The sequence below is a fragment of the Streptomyces tibetensis genome, from assembly GCF_007655005.1.
GTDB lineage: Bacteria > Actinomycetota > Actinomycetes > Streptomycetales > Streptomycetaceae > Streptomyces > Streptomyces tibetensis.
In genome coordinates, this window is sequence record NZ_SZVW01000001.1 from 276840 (window position 1) to 301014 (window position 24175).

23 protein-coding genes and 1 pseudogene are annotated in these 24175 nt (G+C 71.8%); 16 read left to right on the plus strand and 8 right to left on the minus strand.

Annotated elements, in window-relative coordinates; all coding sequences use genetic code 11:
* The first annotated feature begins 81 nt into the window (after positions 1–81).
* A complete protein-coding gene (gene mmpB / locus FDO69_RS42640) occupies positions 82–210 on the plus strand; it encodes a morphogenic membrane protein MmpB (RefSeq protein WP_104777695.1) in 129 nt (42 codons plus the stop codon).
* A 32-nt stretch (positions 211–242) separates the two neighbouring features.
* On the plus strand, positions 243–863 hold the full coding sequence (locus FDO69_RS01280; RefSeq protein ID WP_104777696.1) for a Maf family protein: 621 nt from the start codon (positions 243–245) through the stop codon (positions 861–863).
* Here FDO69_RS01280 and FDO69_RS01285 read toward each other — a convergent pair.
* Positions 832–1308 carry a hypothetical protein gene (locus FDO69_RS01285; protein WP_104777908.1) on the minus strand — a complete coding sequence of 159 codons (477 nt, stop codon included), beginning with the start codon at positions 1306–1308 and terminating at the stop codon, positions 832–834. The two genes, FDO69_RS01280 and FDO69_RS01285, sit on opposite strands and share 32 nt — an antisense overlap.
* Before the next feature lie 367 nt (positions 1309–1675).
* Between FDO69_RS01285 and FDO69_RS01290 the strand changes: the two genes are divergently transcribed.
* Positions 1676–3448 carry an acetyl/propionyl/methylcrotonyl-CoA carboxylase subunit alpha gene (locus FDO69_RS01290; protein ID WP_104777697.1) on the plus strand — a complete coding sequence of 591 codons (1773 nt, stop codon included), beginning with the start codon at positions 1676–1678 and terminating at the stop codon, positions 3446–3448.
* 822 nt (positions 3449–4270) lie between these two features.
* Here the strand turns inward: FDO69_RS01290 and FDO69_RS01295 are convergent.
* Complete coding sequence (locus tag FDO69_RS01295; RefSeq protein ID WP_104777698.1) at positions 4271–5251, minus strand: DeoR/GlpR family DNA-binding transcription regulator; 981 nt, start codon at positions 5249–5251, stop codon at positions 4271–4273.
* 165 nt (positions 5252–5416) lie between these two features.
* A pseudogene (locus tag FDO69_RS01300) lies at positions 5417–6874 on the minus strand (NAD(P)H-quinone dehydrogenase); the annotation flags it as partial.
* A gap of 86 nt (positions 6875–6960) precedes the next feature.
* Between FDO69_RS01300 and FDO69_RS01305 the strand changes: the two are divergent.
* The 3 genes from FDO69_RS01305 to FDO69_RS01315 all read left to right on the plus strand — a co-directional run bounded on the left by FDO69_RS01305 (position 6961) and on the right by FDO69_RS01315 (position 10443).
* The gene (locus FDO69_RS01305; RefSeq protein WP_104777700.1) at positions 6961–7398 is read left to right on the plus strand and encodes a gamma-glutamylcyclotransferase family protein; all 438 of its coding nucleotides are present in this window, start codon (positions 6961–6963) and stop codon (positions 7396–7398) included.
* A 107-nt stretch (positions 7399–7505) separates the two neighbouring features.
* Positions 7506–8330 carry a purine-nucleoside phosphorylase gene (locus FDO69_RS01310; protein WP_104777701.1) on the plus strand — a complete coding sequence of 275 codons (825 nt, stop codon included), beginning with the start codon at positions 7506–7508 and terminating at the stop codon, positions 8328–8330.
* A gap of 457 nt (positions 8331–8787) precedes the next feature.
* Positions 8788–10443 (plus strand): phospho-sugar mutase, encoded by a 1656-nt coding sequence (locus tag FDO69_RS01315; protein WP_104777702.1) that lies wholly within the window; start codon positions 8788–8790, stop codon positions 10441–10443.
* 73 nt (positions 10444–10516) lie between these two features.
* Here FDO69_RS01315 and FDO69_RS01320 read toward each other — a convergent pair whose 3' ends face one another.
* Together FDO69_RS01320 and FDO69_RS01325 are read right to left on the minus strand one after the other, a co-directional pair.
* Entirely contained in the window at positions 10517–10876 is a 360-nt protein-coding gene (locus FDO69_RS01320; protein WP_104777703.1) for a DUF6204 family protein, read from the minus strand.
* A 77-nt stretch (positions 10877–10953) separates the two neighbouring features.
* On the minus strand, positions 10954–11658 hold the full coding sequence (locus FDO69_RS01325; RefSeq protein WP_104777704.1) for a PH domain-containing protein: 705 nt from the start codon (positions 11656–11658) through the stop codon (positions 10954–10956).
* A gap of 124 nt (positions 11659–11782) precedes the next feature.
* Here FDO69_RS01325 and deoC point away from each other — a divergent pair, with 124 nt between their 5' ends.
* Genes deoC through FDO69_RS01340 form a run of 3 tightly spaced genes read left to right on the plus strand, consistent with a single transcriptional unit; the run spans position 11783 to position 15083 of the window.
* Positions 11783–12745: a deoxyribose-phosphate aldolase gene (gene deoC, locus FDO69_RS01330; protein ID WP_104777909.1), complete on the plus strand. Its 963-nt coding sequence runs from the start codon at positions 11783–11785 to the stop codon at positions 12743–12745.
* Positions 12746–12766: 21 nt separating this feature from the next.
* A complete protein-coding gene (locus FDO69_RS01335; protein ID WP_104777910.1) occupies positions 12767–14203 on the plus strand; it encodes an aldehyde dehydrogenase family protein in 1437 nt (478 codons plus the stop codon).
* A complete protein-coding gene (locus FDO69_RS01340; protein WP_104777705.1) occupies positions 14196–15083 on the plus strand; it encodes an aldehyde dehydrogenase family protein in 888 nt (295 codons plus the stop codon). Before FDO69_RS01335 ends, FDO69_RS01340 begins: the two co-directional genes overlap by 8 nt.
* Before the next feature lie 99 nt (positions 15084–15182).
* Here FDO69_RS01340 and FDO69_RS01345 read toward each other — a convergent pair whose 3' ends face one another.
* The gene (locus FDO69_RS01345) at positions 15183–15989 is read right to left on the minus strand and encodes a TetR/AcrR family transcriptional regulator (protein ID WP_234387802.1); all 807 of its coding nucleotides are present in this window, start codon (positions 15987–15989) and stop codon (positions 15183–15185) included.
* 50 nt (positions 15990–16039) lie between these two features.
* On the opposite strand from FDO69_RS01345, the gene FDO69_RS01350 reads away from it, so the two are divergent.
* Both FDO69_RS01350 and FDO69_RS01355 read left to right on the plus strand, forming a co-directional pair.
* Entirely contained in the window at positions 16040–16636 is a 597-nt protein-coding gene (locus tag FDO69_RS01350; RefSeq protein WP_104777706.1) for an NADPH-dependent FMN reductase, read from the plus strand.
* A 26-nt stretch (positions 16637–16662) separates the two neighbouring features.
* Entirely contained in the window at positions 16663–18177 is a 1515-nt protein-coding gene (locus FDO69_RS01355) for a DHA2 family efflux MFS transporter permease subunit (RefSeq protein WP_234387803.1), read from the plus strand.
* Position 18178: 1 nt separating this feature from the next.
* Here the strand turns inward: FDO69_RS01355 and FDO69_RS01360 are convergent, their stop codons facing one another.
* Positions 18179–18574, minus strand: a complete 396-nt coding sequence (locus FDO69_RS01360) for a hypothetical protein (RefSeq protein WP_104777708.1) — start codon at positions 18572–18574, stop codon at positions 18179–18181.
* Between the two features lie 56 nt (positions 18575–18630).
* Here FDO69_RS01360 and FDO69_RS01365 point away from each other — a divergent pair, with 56 nt between their 5' ends.
* On the plus strand, positions 18631–19335 hold the full coding sequence (locus tag FDO69_RS01365) for a uridine kinase family protein (protein ID WP_104777709.1): 705 nt from the start codon (positions 18631–18633) through the stop codon (positions 19333–19335).
* 261 nt (positions 19336–19596) lie between these two features.
* Here the strand turns inward: FDO69_RS01365 and FDO69_RS01370 are convergent, their stop codons facing one another.
* Positions 19597–20352: a SigE family RNA polymerase sigma factor gene (locus FDO69_RS01370; protein ID WP_104777710.1), complete on the minus strand. Its 756-nt coding sequence runs from the start codon at positions 20350–20352 to the stop codon at positions 19597–19599.
* Positions 20353–20591: 239 nt separating this feature from the next.
* Here FDO69_RS01370 and afsQ1 point away from each other — a divergent pair, with 239 nt between their 5' ends.
* The 4 genes from afsQ1 to FDO69_RS01390 all read left to right on the plus strand — a co-directional run bounded on the left by afsQ1 (position 20592) and on the right by FDO69_RS01390 (position 24157).
* Positions 20592–21269, plus strand: a complete 678-nt coding sequence (gene afsQ1, locus FDO69_RS01375) for a two-component system response regulator AfsQ1 (protein ID WP_104777711.1) — start codon at positions 20592–20594, stop codon at positions 21267–21269.
* Positions 21266–22870: a sensor histidine kinase gene (locus FDO69_RS01380; RefSeq protein ID WP_104777712.1), complete on the plus strand. Its 1605-nt coding sequence runs from the start codon at positions 21266–21268 to the stop codon at positions 22868–22870. The genes afsQ1 and FDO69_RS01380 overlap by 4 nt, the downstream gene beginning before the upstream one ends.
* A complete protein-coding gene (locus FDO69_RS01385; RefSeq protein WP_389830079.1) occupies positions 22867–23487 on the plus strand; it encodes a hypothetical protein in 621 nt (206 codons plus the stop codon). Before FDO69_RS01380 ends, FDO69_RS01385 begins: the two co-directional genes overlap by 4 nt.
* Before the next feature lie 85 nt (positions 23488–23572).
* Positions 23573–24157, plus strand: a complete 585-nt coding sequence (locus tag FDO69_RS01390; protein ID WP_104777714.1) for a VanZ family protein — start codon at positions 23573–23575, stop codon at positions 24155–24157.
* Positions 24158–24175 lie beyond the last annotated feature (18 nt).

The following is a 24175-nucleotide window of genomic DNA, read 5'->3' on the forward strand; positions in this document are numbered from 1 at the left end:
GCGCACGTGGCAGAAACGCGGGGCGCCGATTTGAGTACCGCTACTCAGGCGCCCCGCCCTGCCGGGCCGCACGCTGGTGGCATGCTGTGGTCCGACCCCGAGAACGAACCGCCCGACGAGATGCGTGACATGCAGGACATGCTGCGGCGGCTGAGCGTTCTCCTGGCCCTGGCCATGGTGCTGGGGATGATCGTGATCGGCGTGAGGTGAGACGCGCCGGGTGACGCCGATACGCTGAACGCATGACAGATCAGCCGCGCCGCCGACTCGTCCTCGCCTCCCAGTCCCCCGCCCGGCTCGGCCTGCTCCGCCAGGCCGGCCTCGCCCCCGAGGTGATCGTGAGCGGCGTCGACGAGGACGCCGTCACCGCTCCCACCCCCGCCGAGCTGGCGCTGGCCCTGGCCGAGGCGAAGGCCTCGGTCGTGGCGGCCCGGCCGGAGGTCAAGGGCGCGCTCGTGATCGGCTGCGACTCGGTGCTGGACCTGGACGGCCAGGCCCTCGGCAAGCCCGCCGACGCCGAGGAGGCCACCGCGCGCTGGAAGTCGATGCGCGGCCGGGCCGGCACCCTCCAGACGGGCCACTGCGTCTACGACACGCTCACCGGCCGGTACGTCTCCGCCACCGCGTCCACGGTCGTCCACTTCGGCGAGCCGACCGACGAGGAGATCGCCTCCTACGTCGCCTCCGGCGAACCCCTCTACGTCGCCGGGGCGTTCACCCTAGACGGCCGCTCGGCGCCGTTCATCGACGGCATCGACGGCGACCACGGCAACGTCATCGGCATCAGCCTCCCCCTGGTCCGGCGGCTGCTCGCCGACCTGGGCGTGGGCATCACGGAGTTGTGGGCGCCGGCGGAGAAGTGACCGGGGACCCGTCGCCGCTCTTCCCGCCCGCGGGCGCGGCGTCGGCGTGCTCCGCCGGGCGGTCGTAGGTCATCAGCAGCAGCACGATCAGGGCGAGCACCAGCTCCATGAACAGGAACGCGGGCCAGCCGACGGGGCCCCAGGTGAACGCGCCCAGCAGTGCGTGCACGACGGCCGCGCTGATCAGCAGCACGCGTCCGAAGCCCGCCGGGGGCCGGTCCCGCAGCGCCACCAGCAGGGCGACCAGGCCGCACAGGGCGAAGTAGAGGCCGAAGGCGATCCCGCCGATCTTCGACGACATCGACATCATGTGCGGGTCAAGGCCGGCCAGCGACATGTCCTGCCGGTCGACGACCATCCCCAGGAACCAGTTGAGTGCCGCGACGCCGAACGCCTCCGCGAACAGCACCACCGCCACGACCCACGCCACCGGCCTGCGTATCACCGGGCCCACCCTCTTCCCTTGAAGACATCGCGAACGCTACATGGGGGCACCCCCTGCTCCGTTGAGCTTGGGGGACGGTAAACCGGGGGACAAGGGTCCGGTAGCGGGCAAAGAATCATTGGGCCATTCGTAGGGACTCGACAAAGAAACCGAGTGGCCCGCAGCACGTGATGACAGAGACCTTGACCACAGGAGACGGCTAGGGTTTCCCGCAGGAGTACTGCGTACCGCGGTGCGACAAGGGATTTCGCGAGTCGAGCGAGCCACGCATCACGCTCCGTGTGGGCAAGCTCACCACTGGGGACGGGTCGAAGTGTCGTGTCGGCTGTCCCTAAACTCGGCTTGTTTCAAGGAGGGAGCCTCAATCGTGCGCAAGGTGCTCATCGCCAACCGTGGCGAAATCGCTGTCCGCGTGGCCCGGGCCTGCCGGGATGCCGGTATCGCGAGCGTGGCCGTCTATGCCGACCCGGACCGGGACGCTCTGCATGTCCGCGCCGCGGATGAGGCGTTCGCCCTGGGCGGTGACACGCCGGGCACCAGCTACCTCGACATCGAGAAGGTGCTGGGCGCCGCCCGCGAGTCGGGCGCGGACGCGATCCACCCCGGCTACGGGTTCCTCTCCGAGAACGCCGAGTTCGCTCAGGCGGTCCTGGACGCGGGCCTGATCTGGATCGGCCCGCCGCCGCAGGCGATCCGCGACCTCGGTGACAAGGTCGCCGCCCGGCACATCGCGCAGCGCGCGGGTGCCCCGCTGGTGGCCGGCACGCCCGACCCGGTGTCCGGTGCCGACGAGGTCGTCGCGTTCGCCGAGCAGCACGGCCTGCCGATCGCGATCAAGGCCGCGTTCGGTGGTGGCGGTCGTGGTCTGAAGGTCGCCCGCACCCTCGAAGAGGTGCCGGAGCTGTATGACTCGGCGGTCCGTGAGGCCGTCGCCGCGTTCGGCCGGGGCGAGTGCTTCGTCGAGCGCTACCTGGACAAGCCGCGGCACGTGGAGACCCAGTGCCTGGCCGACCAGCACGGCAACGTGGTCGTCGTCTCCACCCGTGACTGCTCCCTGCAGCGCCGCCACCAGAAGCTGGTGGAGGAGGCCCCGGCCCCCTTCCTGTCCGACGCGCAGGTGGAGGAGCTGTACTCCTCCTCCAAGGCGATCCTGAAGGAGGCCGGCTACGTCGGCGCCGGCACGGTCGAGTTCCTCGTCGGCCTCGACGGCACGATCTCCTTCCTGGAGGTCAACACCCGTCTCCAGGTGGAGCACCCGGTCACCGAGGAGGTCGCCGGCATCGACCTGGTGCGCGAGATGTTCCGTATCGCCGACGGCGAGGAGCTCGGTTACGGCGACCCGGAGCTGCGCGGCCACTCCTTCGAGTTCCGCATCAACGGCGAGGACCCGGGCCGCAACTTCCTCCCGGCTCCCGGCACGGTCACGACGTTCGCCCCGCCGTCCGGCCCGGGTGTCCGTCTGGACGCGGGTGTGGAGTCCGGTTCGGTCATCGGCCCGGCGTGGGACTCCCTGCTGGCCAAGCTGATCGTCACCGGCCGCACGCGTAAGGAGGCGCTGCAGCGGGCCGCCCGTGCGCTGGAGGAGTTCCAGGTCGAGGGCATGGCGACGGCGATCCCGTTCCACCGCGCGGTGGTGAAGGACCCGGCGTTCGCGCCGGAGCTCACGGACTCGACCGACCCGTTCACGGTGCACACGCGCTGGATCGAGACGGAGTTCGTCAACGAGATCAAGCCGTTCGCCGCGCCGGCCGATGTGGACGCGGACGAGGAGCCGGGCCGCGAGACGGTCGTCGTCGAGGTCGGCGGCAAGCGCCTCGAGGTCTCCCTGCCGTCGTCGCTGGGCATGTCGCTGGCCCGTACGGGTCTTGCGGCCGGCGCCAAGCCGAAGCGCAGGGCGGCGAAGAAGTCGGGCCCCGTGGCGTCCGGCGACACCCTCGCCTCCCCGATGCAGGGCACCATCGTCAAGGTCGCCGTCGAGGAGGGCCAGGAGGTCAAGGAGGGCGACCTGGTCGTCGTCCTGGAGGCCATGAAGATGGAGCAGCCGCTGAACGCACACCGCTCGGGCACGATCAAGGGCCTGAGCGCGGAGATCGGCGCGTCGGTGACGTCGGGCGCGGCAATCTGCGAGATCAAGGACTGACGTCCCCATACTTGGCGCGGCGCCTACCCCTCGGCGGGGTCGGGGCCGCGCCTCGGTGTTTCCGGCCTACCCCTCAGGGTGGGTCGAGGCGCAGCGGTAGGTGTACGGCCTACCCCTCGGGAGTGGGTCGTGGCCGCACCGGGGGTAACGAGCGCCTACGGCGCGGGTCTGAGTCGGGGCCGCGCCGGGGGGTGTCCGTCCTCGGAACGGCGCGATGGGGTCTCACGCCGACTGACTGTCCGTTGACGCGCCAACCGCTGCGGGCGGACACCCCCCGACACGTCCCCTTCCCGCCGTACGCGGGTGCGGGAGCGTCGTGGCTTGCGCCGCGTACGCGCGGCGGCGTGCTTGTCCCGCGTACGCGCGGCGGCGGGCTTGTCCCGCGTACGCGCGGCGGCGGGCTTGCCCCGCGTCCGCGCGGCGGCGGGCTTGCCCCGCGTCCGCGCGGCGGCGGGCTTGCCCCGCGTCCGCGCGGCGGCGGGCTTGCCCCGCGTCCGCGCGGCGGCGGGCTTGCCCCGCGTCCGCGCGGCGGCGGGCTTGCCCCGCGTCCGCGCGGCGGCGGGCTTGCCCCGCGTACGCGCGGCGGCGGGCTTGTCCCGCGTACGCGCGGCGGCGGGCTTGCCCCGCGTACGCGCGGCGGCGGGCTCAGCTGCGGGCATGCGTGCCGCTGGGGCGGCACGGGTGGGCGTGGGGGTCCCACCTGCTCGAGCGAAGCCGAGAGCTTGGGGGAGGCACCCCGCTCCGCCGGGTTGCGGACCCACCCGGCCTCAGCCACAACACCGGGTGCCGGGAAGGAAACCGGGGCTCAGGTCGCCGTCGGCGTCACCGGCGCCGCAGATCAGCCACCCGCGCCCGCTCCGCCCCCTGCTCACCCAGCATCGATGCAGAGGCAGACCTCAACTGTCCCCCGGCCCCCGGCACCTGGCGCCGAGGCCCGGGCACCGGCACGTCCCGCCGCTGCTGGCGCGCCGGGACGGAATCACCCCCCGGGCCCCCCGCACCCGACCCGGCCGTGCCCCCCTGCCCCCCGGCGACAGCGATCTGCACGCCCTGGTCGGCCAGCGCCTGGAGTTCCGTGCCCGCGCGGTCGTCATGGGCGGGCGGCTCGTCCGTGACGAGGCGCGTGATGAGATCCGTCGGCACGGTCTGGAACATGGTGTCGGTACCGAGCTTCGTGTGGTCGGCGAGCACCACCACCTCCGCCGCGGCCTGGACCAACGCCCGGTCGACGGACGCCGACAGCATGTTGGACGTGGACAGCCCGCGCTCGGCGGTCAACCCGGCCCCGGACAGGAACGCCCGCGACACCCGCAGCCCGTGCAGGGACTGTTCCGCCCCGCTCCCGACCAGCGCGTAGTTCGAACCGCGGAGCGTGCCGCCGGTCATGACGACCTCGACCCGGTTGGCATGGGCCAGCGCCTGGGCGACGAGGAGGGAGTTGGTGACGACGGTGAGCCCGGGCACCCGGGCGAGCCGGCGGGCCAGCTCCTGGGTCGTCGTACCCGCCCCGACCACGATCGCCTCTCCCTCTTCCACGAAGGTCGCGGCGAGGTCGGCGATGGCGGTCTTCTCGGCGGTCGCGAGATGAGACTTCTGCGGAAAGCCGGACTCCCGCGTGAAACCGCCCGGCAGTACCGCACCGCCGTGCCGGCGGTCGAGGAGTCCTTCTGCCTCCAGCGCGCGCACGTCCCGCCGTACGGTCACTTCGGAGGTCTGGACGACGCGGGCGAGCTCACGGAGCGACACGGCCCCGTTCGCTCGCACCATTTCGAGGATCAATTGGCGACGTTCTGCAGCGAACACGAAACTGACAGTAACGCCAGCGACCGTCTGCTTTCAGCAGTTTGCGCTGAATAGCAGAAGATGTTCGCACTCAGCAGCGGGAAGTGGTATAGGGCCTAGTCCCGCCGCCTATGCCGTACGAATGGTCGAACACTCCCCGTGACCAGCGAGGAGTCGATTTCGGACTCAGCCCTCGCCGTTCTCCTTGCGCGTGTGCAACTGCCGTGCCACCTCGGCGATCGAGCCCGACAGGGAGGGATAGACGGTGAAGGCGTTCGCGATCTGTTCGACGGTCAGATTGTTGTCGACCGCGATCGAGATGGGGTGGATCAGTTCCGAGGCACGCGGCGCCACGACGACACCGCCGACCACGATGCCCGTGCCCGGCCGGCAGAAGATCTTGACGAAGCCGTCGCGGATGCCCTGCATCTTGGCCCGCGGGTTGCGCAGCAGCGGCAGCTTCACGACCCGGGCGTCGATCTTCCCGCCGTCCACGTCGGCCTGGGTGTAGCCGACGGTGGCGATCTCCGGGTCGGTGAAGACGTTCGAGGAGACCGTCTTCAGGTTCAGCGGGGCCACGGCGTCGCCCAGGAAGTGGTACATGGCGATGCGGCCCTGCATGGCGGCCACGGACGCGAGGGCGAACACGCCGGTCACGTCACCGGCCGCGTACACGCCGGGAGCGGTCGTACGGGAGACCCTGTCGGTCCAGATGTGGCCGGACTCGCGCAGCCGGACACCGGCGTCCTCCAGCCCCATGCCCGCGCTGTTGGGCACGGCACCGACGGCCATGAGGCAGTGCGACCCGGTGATGACCCGCCCGTCGGCGAGGGTCACCTCGACCCGGTCCCCCACCCGCTTGGCGGACTGCGCGCGAGAACGCCCCATGACGTTCATGCCGCGCCGCCGGAAGACGTCCTCCAGCACGGCCGCCGCGTCCGGGTCCTCGCCGGGCAGCACCCGGTCGCGCGACGACACGAGCGTCACCCTGGAACCCAGCGCCTGGTAGGCACCGGCGAACTCGGCACCGGTCACACCGGACCCGACCACGATCAGCTCCTCGGGGAGCTCGTCGAGGTCGTACACCTGGGTCCAGTTCAGGATGCGCTCGCCGTCCGGCTGGGCGTCGGGCAGCTCACGAGGATGTCCGCCGGTCGCGATGAGCACGGCGTCCGCGGTCAGGGTCTCCTCGCTCCCGTCGGCGGCGCGCACCACCACCTTCCGCGACCCGTCGAGCGCCTGCATGCCCTCCAGCCGCCCGCGCCCGCGCATGACACGGGCCCCGGCACGCGTCACGGAGGCCGTGATGTCGTGCGACTGGGCGAGCGCGAGCCGCTTCACACGCCGGTTGACCTTGCCCAGGTCGACGCCCACCACCCGAGCGGCCTGCTCCATCGGTGGGGTGTCGTCGGCGACGATGATCCCCAGCTCCTCGTACGAAGAGTCGAAGGTGGTCATCACCTCGGCCGTGGCGATCAGGGTCTTCGACGGCACGCAGTCGGTGAGCACCGACGCCCCGCCCAGACCGTCGCAGTCGACGACGGTCACCTCCGCGCCGAGTTGGGCGGCCACCAGGGCCGCTTCGTATCCGCCGGGTCCGCCACCGATGATCACGATCCGAGTCACGTACTCCATTGTCCCGCACGCAACAACGTGACACCGCCCGGGGGCCCACCCATGCGCCTGTCGTTACACGAGTGACGCCGGACCACCTGCCGTACCCTTCCCCCATGTCGCTCTACGCCGCGTACGCCGGCAACCTCGACGCGCGGCTGATGTCCCGCCGCGCCCCGCACTCGCCGCTGCGCGCCACCGGCTGGCTGAACGGATGGCGACTGACCTTCGGCGGCGAGCACATGGGCTGGGAGGGCGCGCTGCCGACGATCGTGGAGGACCCGTTGTCCCAGGTCTTCGTCTCCCTCTACGACATCGCCCCGATGGACGAGGAGTCGCTGGACCGCTGGGAGGGCGTGGGCCTCGACATCTACCGCCGTACGCGCGTACGGGTCCACACCCTGGACGGTGAGGACAGCGCCTGGGCCTTCGCCCTGAACGCCTACGAGGGCGGTCTGCCCTCCGCGCGCTACCTGGGCGAGATCGCCGACGCAGCCGAGTCGGCCGGCGCCCCCCACGACTACGTGATGGAGCTCCGCAAGCGCCCCTGCTGAGGGGCCGCCCGCGCGAGGCCACTCGTCGGAAACGACAAGACAACGATCGCCACCCCGTGAGCTCTGCCATCTACGCGCGTAGGCAAACAGCGGCTACCCTCTTCGGCGTGAACGCATCTCTTCTTCCGGACGACATCCAGGGCGACCCCCACGCGGCCGCCGACGCCGCCGCGGCCCGCCTGCGCGAACTGACGGGTGCCGAGACCCACGACGTCGCCCTCGTGATGGGCTCCGGCTGGGCTCCGGCCGTGGACGCCCTGGGCGCCCCCGAGGCCGAGTTCCAGGTCACCGAGCTCCCCGGTTTCCCGCCGCCGGCGGTGGAGGGCCACGGGGGCAAGATCCGCTCGTACCGGATCGGCAACAAGCGCGCCCTGGTCTTCCTGGGCCGTACGCACTACTACGAGGGCCGCGGGGTGGCCGCGGTCGCCCACGGCGTCCGCACCGCGGTCTCGGCCGGCTGCAAGACGGTCGTCCTCACCAACGGCTGCGGCGGCCTGCGCGAGGGCATGCGCCCCGGCCAGCCGGTCCTCATCAGCGACCACATCAACCTCACCGCCACCTCCCCCATCATCGGCGCGAACTTCGTCGACCTCACCGACCTGTACTCCCCGCGCCTGCGGGCCCTGTGCAAGGAGGTCGACGCCACGCTGGAGGAGGGCGTCTACGCCCAGTTCCCCGGCCCGCACTACGAGACTCCGGCCGAGATCCGCATGGCCCGGGTCATCGGTGCGGACCTGGTGGGCATGTCGACGGTCCTCGAGGCGATCGCCGCGCGTGAGGCGGGCGCGGAGGTCCTGGGCATCTCCCTCGTCACCAACCTCGCGGCGGGCATGACGGGCGAGCCCCTGAACCACGAGGAGGTCCTCCAGGCGGGCCGCGACTCCGCGACGCGCATGGGTTCCCTGCTCACGCAGGTCCTGGGCCGCCTGTAAGAAGGCTTCGCGGCAGGGGGAGGCACCGCCAGGCGGCTGCGGGTCCATAGGGGCTGGTCGCGCAGTTCCCCGCGCCCCCAGGGGGTTGCAGCCGCGTCCGCCCACTCCTGCGGCACGAGTGCCGCAGCTGGGCGGGACGAGTGCCGCAGTTGGGCGGGACGAGCGGCCCGCCCCACTCGCCGCACCCGCCGTCGGACGCAAGGGGACGTGTCGGGGGGTGTCCGCCCGCAGCGGTTGGCGCGTCAACGAAGGGTTAGTCGGTCTCCGACCCCATCGCGCCGTTCCGAGGACGGACACCCCCCGGCGCGGCCCCGACCCCCACCCGGCGCAAGGCGAAAGACGCGCACCCCCACCACCCCGCGCAGGCCACCGCAAGCCGCCGCAGGCCACCGCAAGCCGCCGCAAGCCGCCGCAGACCGTCGCACACACACCACACCGGAGAGGCTGACCCCACACCGTGCACGAAGAACTCATCGCACAGGCCCAGGCGTGGCTCACCGAGGACCCCGACCCGGACACCCGCACCGAGCTGGCCGGCCTCATCGACGCCCGGGACCACACCGAGCTCGCCGCCCGCTTCAGCGGCACGCTCCAGTTCGGCACGGCCGGCCTCCGCGGCGAACTCGGCGCCGGCCCCATGCGCATGAACCGCTCGGTCGTCATCCGCGCCGCCGCGGGCCTCGCCGCGTACCTCAAGAAGCAGGGCCACGACAACGGCCTCGTCGTCATCGGCTACGACGCCCGCCACAAGTCCCACGACTTCGCCCAGGACACCGCCGCCGTCATGACCGGCGCGGGCCTGCGCGCGGCCGTCCTCCCCCGCCCCCTCCCGACCCCCGTGCTCGCCTTCGCGATAAGGCACCTAGGCGCGGTCGCGGGCGTGGAGGTCACCGCCAGCCACAACCCGCCCCGCGACAACGGCTACAAGGTCTACCTCGGCGACGGCTCGCAGATCGTCCCCCCGGCGGACGTCGACATCGCGGCGGAGATCGCCGCCGTCCCGTCCCTCACCACCGTCCGACGCCCCACCGACGGCTGGGACACCCTCGACGACAGCGTCCTCGACGCCTACCTCGCCCGCACGGACGCCGTCCTGTCCGAGGGCTCCCCCCGCACGGCCCGCACGGTGTACACGGCGATGCACGGCGTCGGCAAGGACGTCCTCCTGGCCGCCTTCGCCCGCGCCGGCTTCCCGGAGCCGGTCCTCGTCGCCGAGCAGGCCGAACCCGACCCGGAGTTCCCGACCGTCGCGTTCCCCAACCCGGAGGAACCCGGCGCGATGGACCTGGCCTTCGCGACGGCCCGCGCCGCCGGGACCGCCCCGGACCTGATCATCGCCAACGACCCGGACGCGGACCGCTGCGCCGTCGCCGTACAGGACGGAAGGCAGGGCACCCCCGGCACCGACTGGCGCATGCTGCGCGGCGACGAGGTCGGCGCGCTGCTCGCCGCCCACCTGGTCCGGCGCGGAGCGACCGGCACCTTCGCCGAGTCGATCGTCTCCTCGTCCCTCCTCGGCCGGATCGCCGAGAAGGCGGGCCTCCCCCACGTCGAGACCCTCACCGGCTTCAAGTGGATCGCCCGCGCCGAGGGCCTGCGCTTCGGCTACGAGGAGGCCCTCGGCTACTGCGTGGACCCCGACGGCGTACGCGACAAGGACGGCATCACCGCCGCGCTGCTGATCACGGAACTGGCCTCCCAGCTCAAGGAGGAGGGCCGCACACTCCTCGACCTGCTGGACGATCTGGCGGTGGAGCACCGCCTGCACGCGACGGACCAGCTCTCGGTCCGCGTGGAGGACCTCTCCCTCATCGCCGCCGCGATGCGCCGCCTGCGCGAACAGCCCCCGACGGAACTGGCCGGCCTGCAGATCACCCGAACCGACGACCTCACCAAGGGCACGGCGGAGCTCCCGCCCACGGACGGTCTGCGCTACACCCTGGACGGCGCGCGGGTGATCGTCCGCCCGAGCGGCACGGAGCCGAAGCTGAAGTGCTACCTGGAGGTCGTGATCCCGGTCGGGTCGCACAAGGACCTCCCGCAAGCCCGCGCGAAGGCGACGGCGCTACTGCAGTCGATCAAGCGCGACCTGTCCACGGCGGCGGGCATCTGAAGCCGAAGCCCCGCACCACCACCCCCGCCGAGGCTCCGCACCCCGCCGAGGGTCCGCACCCCCCGCCGAGGCCTCAGGACCCCTTCCGGGCGGCCTCCCGCCGCTGCCGCTTGCCGAGAGGCGCCTGGGAGAGGTCCTCGGCGGTGGACCTGAGGTTCTTGTAGCCGTACCCACGCTGCTCCAGCCACGCCCGCGCCGACGCCTCGGCCCGCTCGGTGGCCTCCAGGATGTCCTCCTCGGCCTCCCCGGAGTCCAGGAAGCGGAAGGTGAAGGCGGGCCGCACGGCCACGTCGTAGGTGAGGCTGCCCTCGGGCGTGAAGGCCGCGCGCAGCACGTCGTGCTCGGCGGCCCGCTCCAGCAGTTCGGCCCGCTGCTCGGCGCTCAGCCCGTCGAAGACGCCTCGCACGGTGACACGGAAGGTACGGGTACTCATGCCCCGAACCTAGGCGCGGGGGTCGCACCGCCTCCACCACTTTTTCGCGGCGGCCGGCCATCGCCCTTTCGCGGCGGTCAGCCCAGAGCCACAAGGATCAACACCAGCACGGCCCCGGCGACCGCCGGCGCCAGCACCTCGTAGGCCCACCGGACGGTCACCTCGCCCTGCGCCGACTCCGCCTGGTGCCGCGCCTCGTACAGCCCGCGCAGCTCGTCCATGATCCGGTCGGTCTCGGCCCGTACGGGCCCGTCGGAGACGGAATCCCCGCCGAGGCCATCGCCCAGGCCCGCCCGCATCCCGAGCGCACTGCCTCGGCCCTCGTCCCGGCCCATCTCCCGCCGCGCCTGTGCCGTCGCCCGCATCTCGCGCCGCGCGGCCTTCTTGCGCGCACGCAGCGAGACGGGCACGGCCCACAGCTGGTACTTCGTACCGGACTCGGTGAGGACCTCGTTCGAGTACGCGGAGCGCAGCGAGGCGACCCGGCCCCAGGGCACGACGACGAGCCGGAAGGGGTTGCGGATCCGCAGCCGGTCCTCGCCGGCGTACACCGCCGGCCGCAGGGTGAAGGCGACGACCAGCGGTGCGACGAGGAGCAGCACGGCGAGCGCGAGCCACGGGGTGCGTCCCTCCCCGGAGATCACCGCGTCGATACCGAGCCACCCGGCGATGGCGAGCAGCAGGACGCCACCGGCGATGGCCGGGACCGACCGGTACACCCGGTCCTTGGACTCGGACTCCGAGGGCTGCGGCGCCGGCGGCTGTGGTTCGGGGCTCGTCATGCCTCGATTCTGCCGGACCCTCGCGCGGGTCCCTCATCCGCCCGAGGGCAAGCGTCGGATCCGCCCGGGAGAGAACCGGGGACTGTACAGCCGCTACGCGCGTAGATATGCTCGTCTGGTGACCATGCCCAGTTCTGCACTCACCGCAGCTCACCCCCTCAAGGACGTCGCCGCGTCCGACAGCGCGCTGCGCCGCTTCCTCCACGGGCTCCCCGGCGTCGACGCGGTCGGACTCGAGGGCCGCGCGGCCTCGCTCGGCACCCGTTCGATCAAGACGACCGCGAAGGCGTACGCCATCGACCTCGCCATCTCGATGGTCGACCTGACGACGCTGGAAGGCGCGGACACCCCGGGCAAGGTCCGGGCGCTCGGCGCGAAGGCGGTCAAGCCCGACCCGACGGACCGTACGACGCCCGCCACCGCGGCGGTCTGCGTCTACCCCGACATGGTGGCCGTGGCCAAGGAGGCCGTCGCCGGCTCCGGCGTGAAGGTCGCCTCCGTGGCCACGGCGTTCCCGGCCGGACGCGCCGCGCTCGACGTCAAGCTGGCCGACGTGCGCGACGCGGTCGCGGCGGGTGCCGACGAGATCGACATGGTCATCGACCGCGGGGCGTTCCTCGCGGGTCGATACTTGAAGGTGTACGACGAGATCACCGCCGTGAAGGAGGCCTGCGGCACCTCGGCGCGCCTGAAGGTCATCTTCGAGACCGGCGAGCTCTCGACGTACGACAACATCCGCCGCGCGAGCTGGCTCGGCATGCTGGCGGGCGCGGACTTCATCAAGACCTCCACCGGAAAGGTCGCGGTCAACGCGACCCCGGCGAACACGCTGCTCATGCTGGAGGCGGTGCGGGACTTCCGAGCGGAGACCGGCATCCAGGTCGGTGTGAAGCCGGCCGGCGGCATCCGCACCTCCAAGGACGCCATCAAGTTCCTCGTGCTGGTCAACGAGACCGCGGGCGCGGACTGGCTGGACAACCACTGGTTCCGCTTCGGCGCCTCCTCGCTGCTGAACGACCTGCTGATGCAGCGGCAGAAGCTGGCCACCGGCCGATACTCCGGTCCCGACTACGTGACGGTGGACTGAGACCCCATGACTATGGAAAACGTGTCTTCGGTATTCGCATACGCCCCGGCCCCCGAGTCGCGCGCGATCGCCGACATCGCTCCCTCGTACGGCCTGTTCATCGACGGCGAGTTCGTCGAAGCGGCGGACGGCAAGGTCTTCAAGACCGTCTCCCCGTCCACCGAGGAGGTCCTCTCCGAGATCGCCCAGGCCGGTTCCGAGGACGTCGACCGCGCGGTGAAGGCCGCGCGCCGGGCCTTCGAGAAGTGGTCGGCGCTGCCGGGCTCGGAGCGCGCGAAGTACCTCTTCCGGATCGCGCGCATCATCCAGGAGCGCTCCCGCGAGCTCGCCGTCCTCGAAACGCTCGACAACGGCAAGCCGATCAAGGAGACGCGCGACGCCGACCTGCCCCTGGTCGCCGCGCACTTCTTCTACTACGCGGGCTGGGCCGACAAGCTCGACCACGCCGGCTTCGGCGCGAACCCGAGGCCCCTCGGTGTCGCGGGCCAGGTCATCCCCTGGAACTTCCCTCTCCTGATGCTGGCGTGGAAGATCGCCCCGGCGCTCGCGACCGGCAACACGGTCGTGCTGAAGCCGGCCGAGACCACCCCGCTCTCGGCGCTGTTCTTCGCGGACATCTGCCGCCAGGCGGGCCTGCCCAAGGGCGTCGTCAACATCCTCCCGGGCTACGGCGACGCGGGCGCGGCGCTGATCGCCCACCCCGACGTGAACAAGGTGGCCTTCACCGGTTCCACGGCCGTCGGCAAGGAGATCGCCCGCACGGTCGCCGGGACCAACAAGAAGGTCACGCTCGAACTGGGCGGCAAGGGCGCCAACATCGTCTTCGACGACGCCCCCATCGACCAGGCCGTCGAGGGCATCGTCAACGGCATCTTCTTCAACCAGGGCCAGGTCTGCTGCGCGGGCTCCCGGCTGCTGGTGCAGGAGTCGATCCAGGACGAGCTCCTTGAGTCCCTGAAGCGCAGGCTCTCCACCCTCCGCCTCGGTGACCCCCTCGACAAGAACACCGACATCGGCGCGATCAACTCCGAGGAGCAGCTCACCCGCATCACCTCGCTCGTCGAGCAGGGCGAGGCGGAGGGCGCCGAGCGCTGGTCGCCGGCGTGCGAACTGCCGGAGAGCGGTTACTGGTTCGCCCCGACGCTGTTCACGAACGTCACCCAGGCGCACCGGATCGCCCGGGACGAGATCTTCGGCCCGGTGCTGTCGGTGCTGACCTTCCGCACCCCGGACGAGGCGGTCGCCAAGGCGAACAACACGCCGTACGGCCTGTCCGCCGGCATCTGGACGGAGAAGGGCTCGCGCATCCTGGCGGTCGCGAACAAGCTCCGCGCGGGGGTCGTCTGGTCCAACACGTTCAACAAGTTCGACCCGACGTCGCCGTTCGGCGGTTACAAGGAGTCGGGCTTCGGCCGCGAGGGCGGCCGCCACGGCCTGGAGGCGTACCTCGATGTCTGATGCACGACTGTCGGTGTTCAAGACCTACAAGCTGTACGTCGGCGGGAAGTTCCCGCGTTCCGAGAGCGGCCGGGTGTACGAGGTGACCGACTCGAAGGGCAAGTGGCTGGCGAACGCGCCGCTGTCGTCCCGCAAGGACGCCCGTGACGCGGTCGTCGCGGCGCGCAAGGCGTTCGGCGGATGGTCCGGGGCGACGGCGTACAACCGCGGCCAGGTCCTCTACCGCGTCGCCGAGATGCTGGAGGGCCGCCGCGACCAGTTCACCCGTGAGGTGGCCGACGCGGAGGGCCTGTCGAAGTCCAAGGCGGCCGCGGTCGTGGATGCGACGATCGACCGCTGGGTCTGGTACGCGGGCTGGACCGACAAGATCGCCCAGGTGGTCGGCGGCGGCAACCCGGTCGCGGGCCCGTTCTTCAACCTGTCCTCCCCCGAACCGACCGGTGTGGTCGCGGTGCTGGCGCCGCAGGAGTCGTCGTTCCTGGGACTGGTGTCGGTGCTCGCCCCGGTGATCGCGACGGGCAACACGGCGGTCGTGGTGGCGAGCGAGAAGTCCCCGCTTCCCGCCCTGTCCCTGGCCGAGGTGCTGGCCACCTCGGACGTCCCCGGCGGCGTGGTCAACGTCCTGTCGGGCCGTACGGCCGAGATCGCGACCCCGCTGGCGGCCCACCAGGACGTCAACGCGATCGACCTCGCGGGCGCCGACGAGGTGCTGGCGAAGGAACTGGAGATCGCGGCGGCCGACAATCTGAAGCGCGTCGTCCGTCCACAGCCTGTGGATTACGCGGAGACCCCCGGGATCGACCGCCTGACGGCGTTCCTGGAGACCAAAACGGTCTGGCACCCCACGGGGTCACTGGGCGCGTCGGGTTCCTCGTACTAGCCCACGCCCCCGATACGGAAGCCCCGGCCCTCCTCCGTCCAGGAGGCCCGGGGCTTCTCCGCGCCTTGATCCAGGACGCTTCTCCCCGTCCGCTGCGCCTCAGACCCCGAGCCGCAGCCCGATGCCGTCGAGAACGCAATCGAGGCCGAATGCGAACTCCCAGGCCCGGTCGTCCTTGCGGGTCGCGCCGAGGGCGTACTGCTCGAAGGCCGGGTAGCGGCCCGTGCTGATCAGGTAGCGCATCTGCGGGGCGAGCGCCTGGCGGGTCTCGTCGCCGCTGGTCCAGCCGTTGCGTTCCTGGTAGTCGCGCAGGGCGATCTCGGTCTGGGCCGAGCCGTGGACGAAGGAGGTGACGGCCCGGAAGGCGGCCATCATCGAGTCGGCGTCCAGGCCGCAGACGGCGAGGGCGGCCAGCTGCCGTTCCGCGACGGCCATCCGTGACGGGGTGAGCATGATGACCGAGGTGGGCATGGCCGCCATCCACGGGTGGGCGAGCATCAGCTCCCGGGACTGCAGGGCGTAGGAGCGCAGCACCTCCCGCCAGTCCGTGGTGCCCTCCGGGACGGTCAGGTCCCGGGAGACCCGGTCGATCATGAGTGCCCACAGGTCGTCCTTGCCGTCGACGTGCCGGTAGGCCGCCATGGGGGCGACGCCCAGCTTGCCGGCGAGGCGGCGCATGGTGACGGCGGCGCCGCCCTCCTCGTCGGCGATCTCGACCGCGGCGGCGGCGATGCGCTCCAGGGTCAGCGAGGCGCGCGGGAGGGGGGCGGGCCGCTCCATGCGCTCCCACAGCGAGGGCGCCTCGGCCCCGCCCTCCTCGCCCTCCTTCTTCGCGACCGCCATGGCCGGCTCCTCTCGGTCGATGTCGCGTACAGCGTATCTCCAGTAGACGGCGTACACATCCATGTGTACGTTGTACGCAAGAAGATACGCCGTACTCATCCAGGGGGAGATCCATGCCCGACACCACCGAACCGCTCCGTGTCGCCGTCCTTGTCGGCTCGACCCGCGAGGGGCGCTTCGCACCCGTGGTGACGAAGTGGCTGACCGGCCATCTCGACCAGCGCGACGACCTGGTGGCCGACGTCGTCGACCTCGCGAAGACGCCACTGCCGACCGTGTTCCCGGCGTTCGGCCGGCAGCCACCGCCCGGCTCCCGGGAGCAACTGGCCCTCGTCTCACCGCGGCTCGCGGCGGCCGACGCCTTCGTCCTCGTCACGCCCGAGTACAACCACAGCTTCCCGGCGTCCCTGAAGAACGCGATCGACTGGCACGGCGAGGAGTGGCACGGCAAGCCGGTCGGCTTCGTCTCCTACGGCGGCATGTCCGGCGGCCTGCGCGCGGTGGAGCATCTGCGGGTCGTCATGGCCGAGGTGAACGCCACGACCATCCGCAACACCGTCAGCTTCCACGACGCGTGGAGCCGCTTCGACGAGGACGGCGCCTGCAAGGACCCCGCCGCCGACACGGCCGCCAAAGCCCTGCTCGACCAGCTCGCCTGGTGGGGCCACGCCCTGCGGGACGCCAAGTCCGTCCGCCGCTACGTCGCCTGACCACCGGCCCGGACACAGGGGGAATCATGGACACTCGCACCACGGCGACGGCCACGGAAGAGGCCGCCCGCCCCGCCCCGCCCTCCCGGCTCGTCATCCTCGGACTGCTCCTCGGCATCGTGCTCGCCACGCTCGACGGAACCGTAGTCGGCACCGCGCTGCCCACCATCGTCGGCGATCTCGGCGGCCTCGACGCCCTCTCCTGGGTGCTCACCGCCTATCTGCTGACCACGGCCGTCTCCACCCCGATCTGGGGCAAGGTCGGCGACCTGTACGGCCACAAGGGCAGCTACCTCACGTCCATCACCGTGTTCCTGACCGGCTCGGTGCTGTGCGGACTCGCGCAGGACATGGGCCAGTTGATCGCCTTCCGGGCCCTGCAGGGAATCGGCGCGGGCGGCCTGTTCGTAGGGGCGCTCTCACTCATCGGCACGCTGCTCACCCCTGCCGAGGCCGGCCGTGCCCAGTCACTGATCGGGGTGCTGCTGCCCGCCGCGATGATCGGCGGCCCCCTGGTCGGCGGCTTCCTCACGGACCACCTGGACTGGCGCTGGGTGTTCTACGTCAACGTCCCGGTCGGCGCCGTCGCGCTGATCCTCATCGGCCACGGTGTCCGGCTGCGCACGGCCCGTGTGAAGGCTCCGATCGACCTGGCGGGGGCCGGGCTGCTCACCGGCGCGATCCTCGCCCTGACCCTGCTGGCGAGCTGGGCCGGGACGACGTATGCCTGGACGTCACCGCAGGTCATCGGGCTGGGTCTGGCCTGTGTGGTGGCGCTGGCCGCCTTCGTGCGGGTCGAGCGGCGCGCGCCTGAGCCGGTGATCCCGCCCCGGCTGTTCAGGGACCGGAACTTCACGGTGGCGCAGGTCCTCAGTTTCGTCACGGGCGCGGCCATGCTCGCGGCGGCGAGCTACCTGCCGCAGTACCTGCAGTTCGTGCGGGACATGTCGTCCACCGAGAGCGGACTGCTGCTGCTCCCGCTGATGCTGGGCATGATGGGCGCCCAGCTCGCCATCGGCCGGCGGATCGCCGGTGGCGGACGCTACCGCGCCTATCCGGTCATGGGCGGCGCGCTGGCCGCGGCGGGGGCACTGTCCCTGCTGACGCTCGGCACGGACACGACGGTGCCCGTCACCTCCGGCCTGACGCTGGCGCTCGGCGTCGGCATCGGCTGTCTGATGCAGCCGGCGATGCTCATCACCATGAACAGCGCCGAGCCCCGCGACATGGGTGCGGCCAGCGGCACCCAGACGCTGCTGCGCACCGTCGGCGGCTCCCTGGGCGTCGCCGTGCTCGGGTCCGTCTACACCGGCCGGCTCACGGCTGCCGTGACGGACGGGCTCGGTGCCGAGGGCGGGCGGCTCGCCGAAGGGGAGCTGACGCCCGGACTGTTGCGGGACCTGCCGGAACCGGTCCAAGACGCGTTCCGGACCGGCGTGGTGGACGGCCTGCACGGCGTCGCGCTCGGCGTTGTCGCACTGTCCGCCGTGGCCTTCGCGGTGGCGTGGCTGGTCCGGGAGGTCCCGCTGCGAGGGCGGTGAGTTACCGCGAGAGCGGCTCGTTCAGGCGCTCCACCACCGGGATGCCCCCGATCGACGGCGCCTGCGCCACCGGCCCCGTCACCTCCCGGGACGACATCGGCTCGAAGTCGGCGACCTCGGTGCCGACGCTGTTGTCGAGCGGGTCGACCCCCGTGCCGGCGAGGGGGTTGGGCTTGAGGCCCGTGATCGTGCCGGTGGTGTAGGCGAGGGTGTCGCTCGCCGCCTGGAGGCCGGCCCGCGGGTCGGTCTTCCCCACAGAGGTGTGGACCACGTCCAGGACCGAGCCGGTGCCCGCCGCTGCCGCCGCCGCACCGGCTCCCAGCGCCATGCCGGCGGTCGCGAGGACGGCCAGGGCACGCTGGGCGGTCGGCTTCATGGGTGAGTCGTGTCGGGCCATCACTGCCACCTTTTGACGCTGCGGGTAATCGGAACGACACGAAGGGTAGTTGAGATGTGACGCACGCATCAAAGCCGACCCGCGGGGTCGTACGGCCCCCGGTCGATGCCTCACACTGGTGTCCCGTGAGTTCTCCTGCGCCCATACCGACGCGAGTCGTGCTGCTCTGCGGCCCTTCCGGCTCCGGCAAGTCCCTCCTCGCGGCCCGCTCCGGCCTCCCTGTGCTGCGGCTCGACGACTTCTACAAGGAGGGCGACGACCCGACACTGCCCCTGGTCGCGGGGAGCTCCGACATCGACTGGGACCACCCGGACTCCTGGGACGCGCAAACGGCCGTCGCCGCGATCACCGACCTGTGCCGCACGGGCCGTACGGAGGTTCCCGTCTACGACCTCTCGCTCAGCGCCCGCACCGGCGACGAGACGGTCGACATCGGACGGACCCCGCTGTTCATCGCGGAGGGCGTCTTCGCCGCGGAGATCGTCACGCGCTGCCGTGAACTCGGCGTCCTCGCCGACGCGCTGTGCCTGAGCCGGGGCCCGGTGAAGACGTTCCGCCGACGCTTCCTGCGGGACCTGAAGGAGGGCCGCAAGTCGGTGCCGTTCCTGCTGCGCCGCGGCTGGCGCCTGATGCGGCAGGAGCGCACGATCGTCGCCCGCCAGACCGCGTTGGGCGCGTACGCCTGCGACCGCGACGAGGCGATGGGCCGGCTGGCGGCAGCGGCGGCAGGCAGGTGCGAGAGCCTCCGCACGGCGGCCTAGACGGAACAGCCGAGGTGGCAGATGACCTGGGCGTAAGGCGACCGGACAGCAGGCGGCCTCGACAGCAGGTGCCCGAGGGCGCCTGCCGGTCGCGGCGGTCAGGGCACGAAGAAAGCGGGACTGGACGGACCCCCCCGGCCCTCCAGTCCCGCTTCCCCGTTCCCCCGTTGTCCTCCCCCGAGTCCCCACTCTCCTGCGAGGACGCCCCCCAGCGTCCGTGCAGTTCCCCCGTGGGTCCCCTTGTGGTGCTCCCCCCGACCTTCAGGCGACGAGCTCGCCGAAGGCGTCCTCCTCGTCACGGCCGAAGCTGAGGACCTCGTCCTCACGCAGCCGGCGGAGTGACCGCCAGATGCTGGACTTCACCGTGCCGACACTGATGTCGAGGATCTCCGCGATCTCCGGGTCCGTGCGGCCCTCGTAGTAGCGCAGGACCAGCATGGTGCGCTGGAGTTCGGGCAGCCGGGCCAGCGCCTGCCACAGGACCGCGCGCAGCTCGGTGCCGCGCATCGCGTCCGTGTCACCGGGCGTCTCCGGCAGTTCCTCGGTCGGGTACTCGTTGAGCTTGCGGCGCCGCCAGGCGCTGATGTGCAGGTTGGTCATGGTGCGGCGGAGGTATCCGCCGACCGCGGCCTTGTCACTGATCCGGTCCCACGCCTTGTACGTCGAGAACAGCGCGCTCTGCAGCAGGTCCTCGGCCGCGAAGCGGTCGCCGGTCAGGTGGTAGGCGGTTGCGTACAGGGAGGCGCGGCGCTCCTGGACGTAGGCGGTGAACTCCGCCTCCGCCGCCGAGCGGCGCTCCCCCGAGCCCTCCCCGTACGCGGCTCCCCCGTGAGCCGCCCCCGTCCCCTTGTTCTCCCCCGTGTGTGCGTCAACCACCGTCATGAACCCGGTGTGCTGACGCCCGGTACCGTGAGCGCACCCCCGCGTGCTCACCACACCGGACTTCTCGGAACCCCGGTGCACGTCGTGCAGACGCGTGACAACTGCGCTGGTGCTGATGCCGTGCAGCGTGTTCATCTCGCGCCCCCCGTCGTGGACTTCCGATGTGCGGCCCGCCTGTTCGGGCGGGCTTCCTTGCCTGTGCCGAGAAGCTTGCCGCGGCACTTTCATGGCCGTGTCCGCCGACTGTCACAGGCCTGTCACAGGGGTCGGCCACAGGCCGGCCACGGGTCGTCCACAGGCGCCGGCGCTATCGGCCCGCAACGACTGGGCCCCACCGGTCGAACCCCGACCCCTCCATGGGCCAGAATGAGCGCGTGCCTTCCCTGTTGCTGATCGAGGACGACGACGCCATCCGGACGGCCCTGGAGCTCTCACTGACGCGCCAGGGTCATCGCGTGGCGACCGCTGCCAGCGGTGAGGACGGTCTGAAGCTGCTCCGTGAGCAGCGGCCGGATCTGATCGTTTTGGACGTGATGCTGCCCGGCATCGACGGGTTCGAGGTGTGCCGGCGCATCCGGCGCACGGACCAGTTGCCGATCATCCTGCTGACCGCGCGCAGCGACGACATCGACGTGGTGGTCGGGCTGGAGTCCGGCGCCGACGACTACGTGGTCAAGCCGATCCAGGGGCGGGTGCTGGACGCCCGGATCCGGGCGGTGCTGCGGCGCGGCGAACGCGAGTCGACCGATGCGGCGAGCTTCGGGTCGCTGGTCATCGACCGTGCGGCCATGACCGTGACGAAGAACGGCGAGGACCTCCAGCTCACGCCGACCGAGCTGCGGCTGTTGCTGGAGCTGAGCCGGCGGCCGGGCCAGGCGCTGTCCCGGCAGCAACTGCTGCGGCTGGTGTGGGAGCACGACTACCTGGGCGACTCGCGTCTCGTGGACGCGTGTGTCCAGCGGCTGCGTGCCAAGGTCGAGGACGTGCCGTCGTCCCCGACGCTGATCCGTACCGTGCGGGGTGTCGGCTACCGGCTGGACGCGCCTCAGTGACACAGGCGCACCAAGGGGGGGCCCACGGCTGGACCGGGGCGCGCAAGGGAGTTCTGTCGCGGCTGCGTTTCACCAGCCTGCGGCTGCGGCTGGTCGTCGTCTTCGGACTGGTGGCCCTCACGGCCGCCGTGTCCGCGTCCGCCATCGCGTACTGGCTCAACCGCGAGGCCGTGCTCACCCGCACCCAGGACGCCGTGCTGCGCGACTTCGAGCAGGAGATGCAGAACCGGGCGGGCGCGCTGCCCGAGCGTCCCACGCAGGACGAGCTGCAGCACACCGCGGGCCAGATGGCGGGCAGCGACCAGCGCTTCAGCGTGCTGCTGGTCGGCCGCGACACCGAGGGCCGGACCGTCTACGGCAGCTCCGGCGGGCTGAACGGCTTCTCGCTGCGGGACGTGCCGAAGTCGCTGCGCACGGCGGTGAACAGGACGCAGAAGGTCGACGGGGCCAACAAGTACCCGTACCACCTGTACTGGCAGCGGATAGTCGACCACGACACCCCGTATCTGGTGGCCGGTACGCGGGTGATCGGCGGCGGCCCGACCGGTTACATGCTCAAGTCGCTGGAGCCGGAGGCCAAGGACCTCAACTCGCTGGCCTGGTCGCTGGGCATCGCCACGGGACTCGCGCTGATCGGCTCGGCGCTGCTGGCGCAGGCCGCGGCGACGACCGTGCTGAAGCCGGTGCAGCGGCTCGGGACGGCCGCGCGGCGGCTCGGCGAGGGCAAGCTGGACACCCGGCTGCGGGTGTCCGGGACCGATGAACTCGCCGATCTGTCACGGACGTTCAACTACGCTGCCGAGGCGCTGGAGAAGCGGGTCGAGGACATGGCCGCGCGGGACGAGGCGTCCCGGCGGTTCGTCGCGGACATGAGCCATGAACTCCGTACCCCCCTCACCGCGATCACCGCCGTGACGGAGATCCTGGAGGAGGAGCTGGAGGCGGAGACCGGCAGCATGGACCCGATGATCGAGCCCGCCGTCCGGCTGGTGGTCAGCGAGACGCGGCGGCTGAACGACCTGGTCGAGAACCTGATGGAGGTCACCCGCTTCGACGCGGGCACCGCGCGGCTCGTCCTGGACGACGTCGACCTCGCCGACCAGATCACCGCCTGCATCGACGCCCGGGCCTGGCTGGACGCGGTGGAGCTGGACGCCGAGCGCGGCCTGCACGCCCGGCTGGACCCGCGCCGCCTGGACGTCATCCTGGCCAACCTCATCGGCAACGCGCTCAAGCACGGCGGCTCCCCGGTGCGGGTGTCCGTGCGGGAGGCGGACGACTCGATCGTCATCGAGGTCCAGGACCACGGGCCCGGCATTCCGGAGGACGTCCTGCCGCACGTCTTCGACCGCTTCTACAAGGCCAGCGCCTCCCGGCCGCGCTCCGAGGGCAGTGGCCTCGGGCTGTCCATCGCGCTGGAGAACGCCCACATCCACGGCGGTGAGATCACCGCGGCCAACTCGCCCGACTCGGGCGCGGTGTTCACCCTGCGGCTGCCGCGCGGCACGTCCCCCGCGGAGGAGCAGCCCGCCGAGGACGAGCTGGGGCAGGACAGCGGCACCGACCGGCCGCAGGGCGAGGACTCGAAGGGGGACGCATGATGACCGCGCGTCTGGCGGCCGTGTCCCGGCTGCTCGCCGTTCCGGCGCTCGCCGTGCTGCTGGCCGGCTGCGGGATCCGGGCCACGGAGGTGCCGACGAACTTCGGGCCCGCGCCCTCAAGGGTGCAGTGCTCCCTCTCCGAGTCGGACGTCTCCACCCAGGCGACCCGGGGGGTGCCGGTGCAGGTGTTCCTGCTGTGCGGGTCCTCGCTGGTGACCGTCGACCGGACCGTGCGGGTCCCGGACGGCGCGGCCGACTCCGAGCGGCGCATGCTCGTCGCGCAGGGCCTGCTGGACCAGCTCGCCACACCGCCGTCGACCGCCGAGAAGGAGGCCGGCTACAGCACGGACGTCCGCGGCGGCATCACGGTCGGCCGGCCGCGCCCCGGCGACCCGGAGGACACGCTGCGGCTGAGCACGGCACCGGCCGGCCTCACCAGTTACGCCCTCGCGCAGATCGTGTGCACCTTCTCCGACTCGGCCGCGGCCGAGGGCGACGGCTCGGTGATCCTGGGCGGCCCCGGTGCCGAGAGCCCGCGCCGCTACGAGTGCACCGACGAGGTGCGGGCCCGGCCGGGCAGCACGGAACCGCCGTCGAAGGACGCGGCCGGGGAGTGATCCGCCGGGGCTGTGGCGTATGCCTCACAGGGCCGACGGGGTCCATCCCGGAACCGAAGGCGCCGAAGGCCGCGTCTTGGGGGGCGTGCAGCGTCAAGGCTCCATCGGCGGCAGCGCCGCGTCCCGCATCCGTGTGACAGGAGGTGTCCTCCTCGTCGCACACCTGGCGTTCGTCGCCTGGTTCACGCTGCGGCCGCTGGACGTGCCCTGGGTGATGCCCGCCAATCTCCGACCGTTCGCCGGTATCCGGGCCGATCTCGCCCTGGGCTGGCCCGAGGCGGCCCGCCGGATCGGGGAGGGGCTGGCCCTGCTCGCCCCGCTGGGTGTGCTGCTGCCGCTGGCGGGCGGCAGGCTGGTCGTCTCGCCGCTGGCGTCCCTGCTGCGCACCGTCGCGGCCGGGGCGCTGCTCTCCTGGGGCATCGAACTGCTGCAGACCGGCGTGCCCGGTCAGGTCGTCGACGTCGACTCGCTGTTCCTGAACACCGTGGGCGTGGCCCTCGCGCATCTCGCGCTGGTTCCGGCGGGCCGCTCCTGGCTGCGCCGCCGCACCACCGCCCGGCTGCTGCGCGCGCCCCTCCCTCCGGAGGAGCCGGCTCAGGGTCGGACCCCGACGATTCCCAGGGTCGGGATCGCCCCGTGGAGCGACGCTTTGCCCCCTTCGTCTCCGTAGCGTGGAGTGCAGATGGGG

Bases quoted from the DNA above. Each gene is read 5' to 3' on its own strand.
- FDO69_RS01385 (WP_389830079.1), top strand. From the start codon at position 22,867: ATGATGACCGCGCGTCTGGCGGCCGTGTCCCGGCTGCTCGCCGTTCCG.
- mmpB (WP_104777695.1), top strand. From the start codon at position 82: ATGCTGTGGTCCGACCCCGAGAACGAACCGCCCGACGAGATGCGTGAC.
- FDO69_RS01360 (WP_104777708.1), bottom strand. From the start codon at position 18,574: ATGGCCCGACACGACTCACCCATGAAGCCGACCGCCCAGCGTGCCCTG.
- FDO69_RS01280 (WP_104777696.1), top strand. From the start codon at position 243: ATGACAGATCAGCCGCGCCGCCGACTCGTCCTCGCCTCCCAGTCCCCC.
- FDO69_RS01340 (WP_104777705.1), top strand. From the start codon at position 14,196: ATGTCTGATGCACGACTGTCGGTGTTCAAGACCTACAAGCTGTACGTC.
- FDO69_RS01345 (WP_234387802.1), bottom strand. From the start codon at position 15,989: ATGGATGTGTACGCCGTCTACTGGAGATACGCTGTACGCGACATCGAC.
- FDO69_RS01320 (WP_104777703.1), bottom strand. From the start codon at position 10,876: ATGAGTACCCGTACCTTCCGTGTCACCGTGCGAGGCGTCTTCGACGGG.
- FDO69_RS01370 (WP_104777710.1), bottom strand. From the start codon at position 20,352: ATGAACACGCTGCACGGCATCAGCACCAGCGCAGTTGTCACGCGTCTG.
- FDO69_RS01325 (WP_104777704.1), bottom strand. From the start codon at position 11,658: ATGACGAGCCCCGAACCACAGCCGCCGGCGCCGCAGCCCTCGGAGTCC.
- FDO69_RS01355 (WP_234387803.1), top strand. From the start codon at position 16,663: ATGGACACTCGCACCACGGCGACGGCCACGGAAGAGGCCGCCCGCCCC.
- FDO69_RS01350 (WP_104777706.1), top strand. From the start codon at position 16,040: ATGCCCGACACCACCGAACCGCTCCGTGTCGCCGTCCTTGTCGGCTCG.
- deoC (WP_104777909.1), top strand. From the start codon at position 11,783: ATGCCCAGTTCTGCACTCACCGCAGCTCACCCCCTCAAGGACGTCGCC.
- FDO69_RS01305 (WP_104777700.1), top strand. From the start codon at position 6,961: ATGTCGCTCTACGCCGCGTACGCCGGCAACCTCGACGCGCGGCTGATG.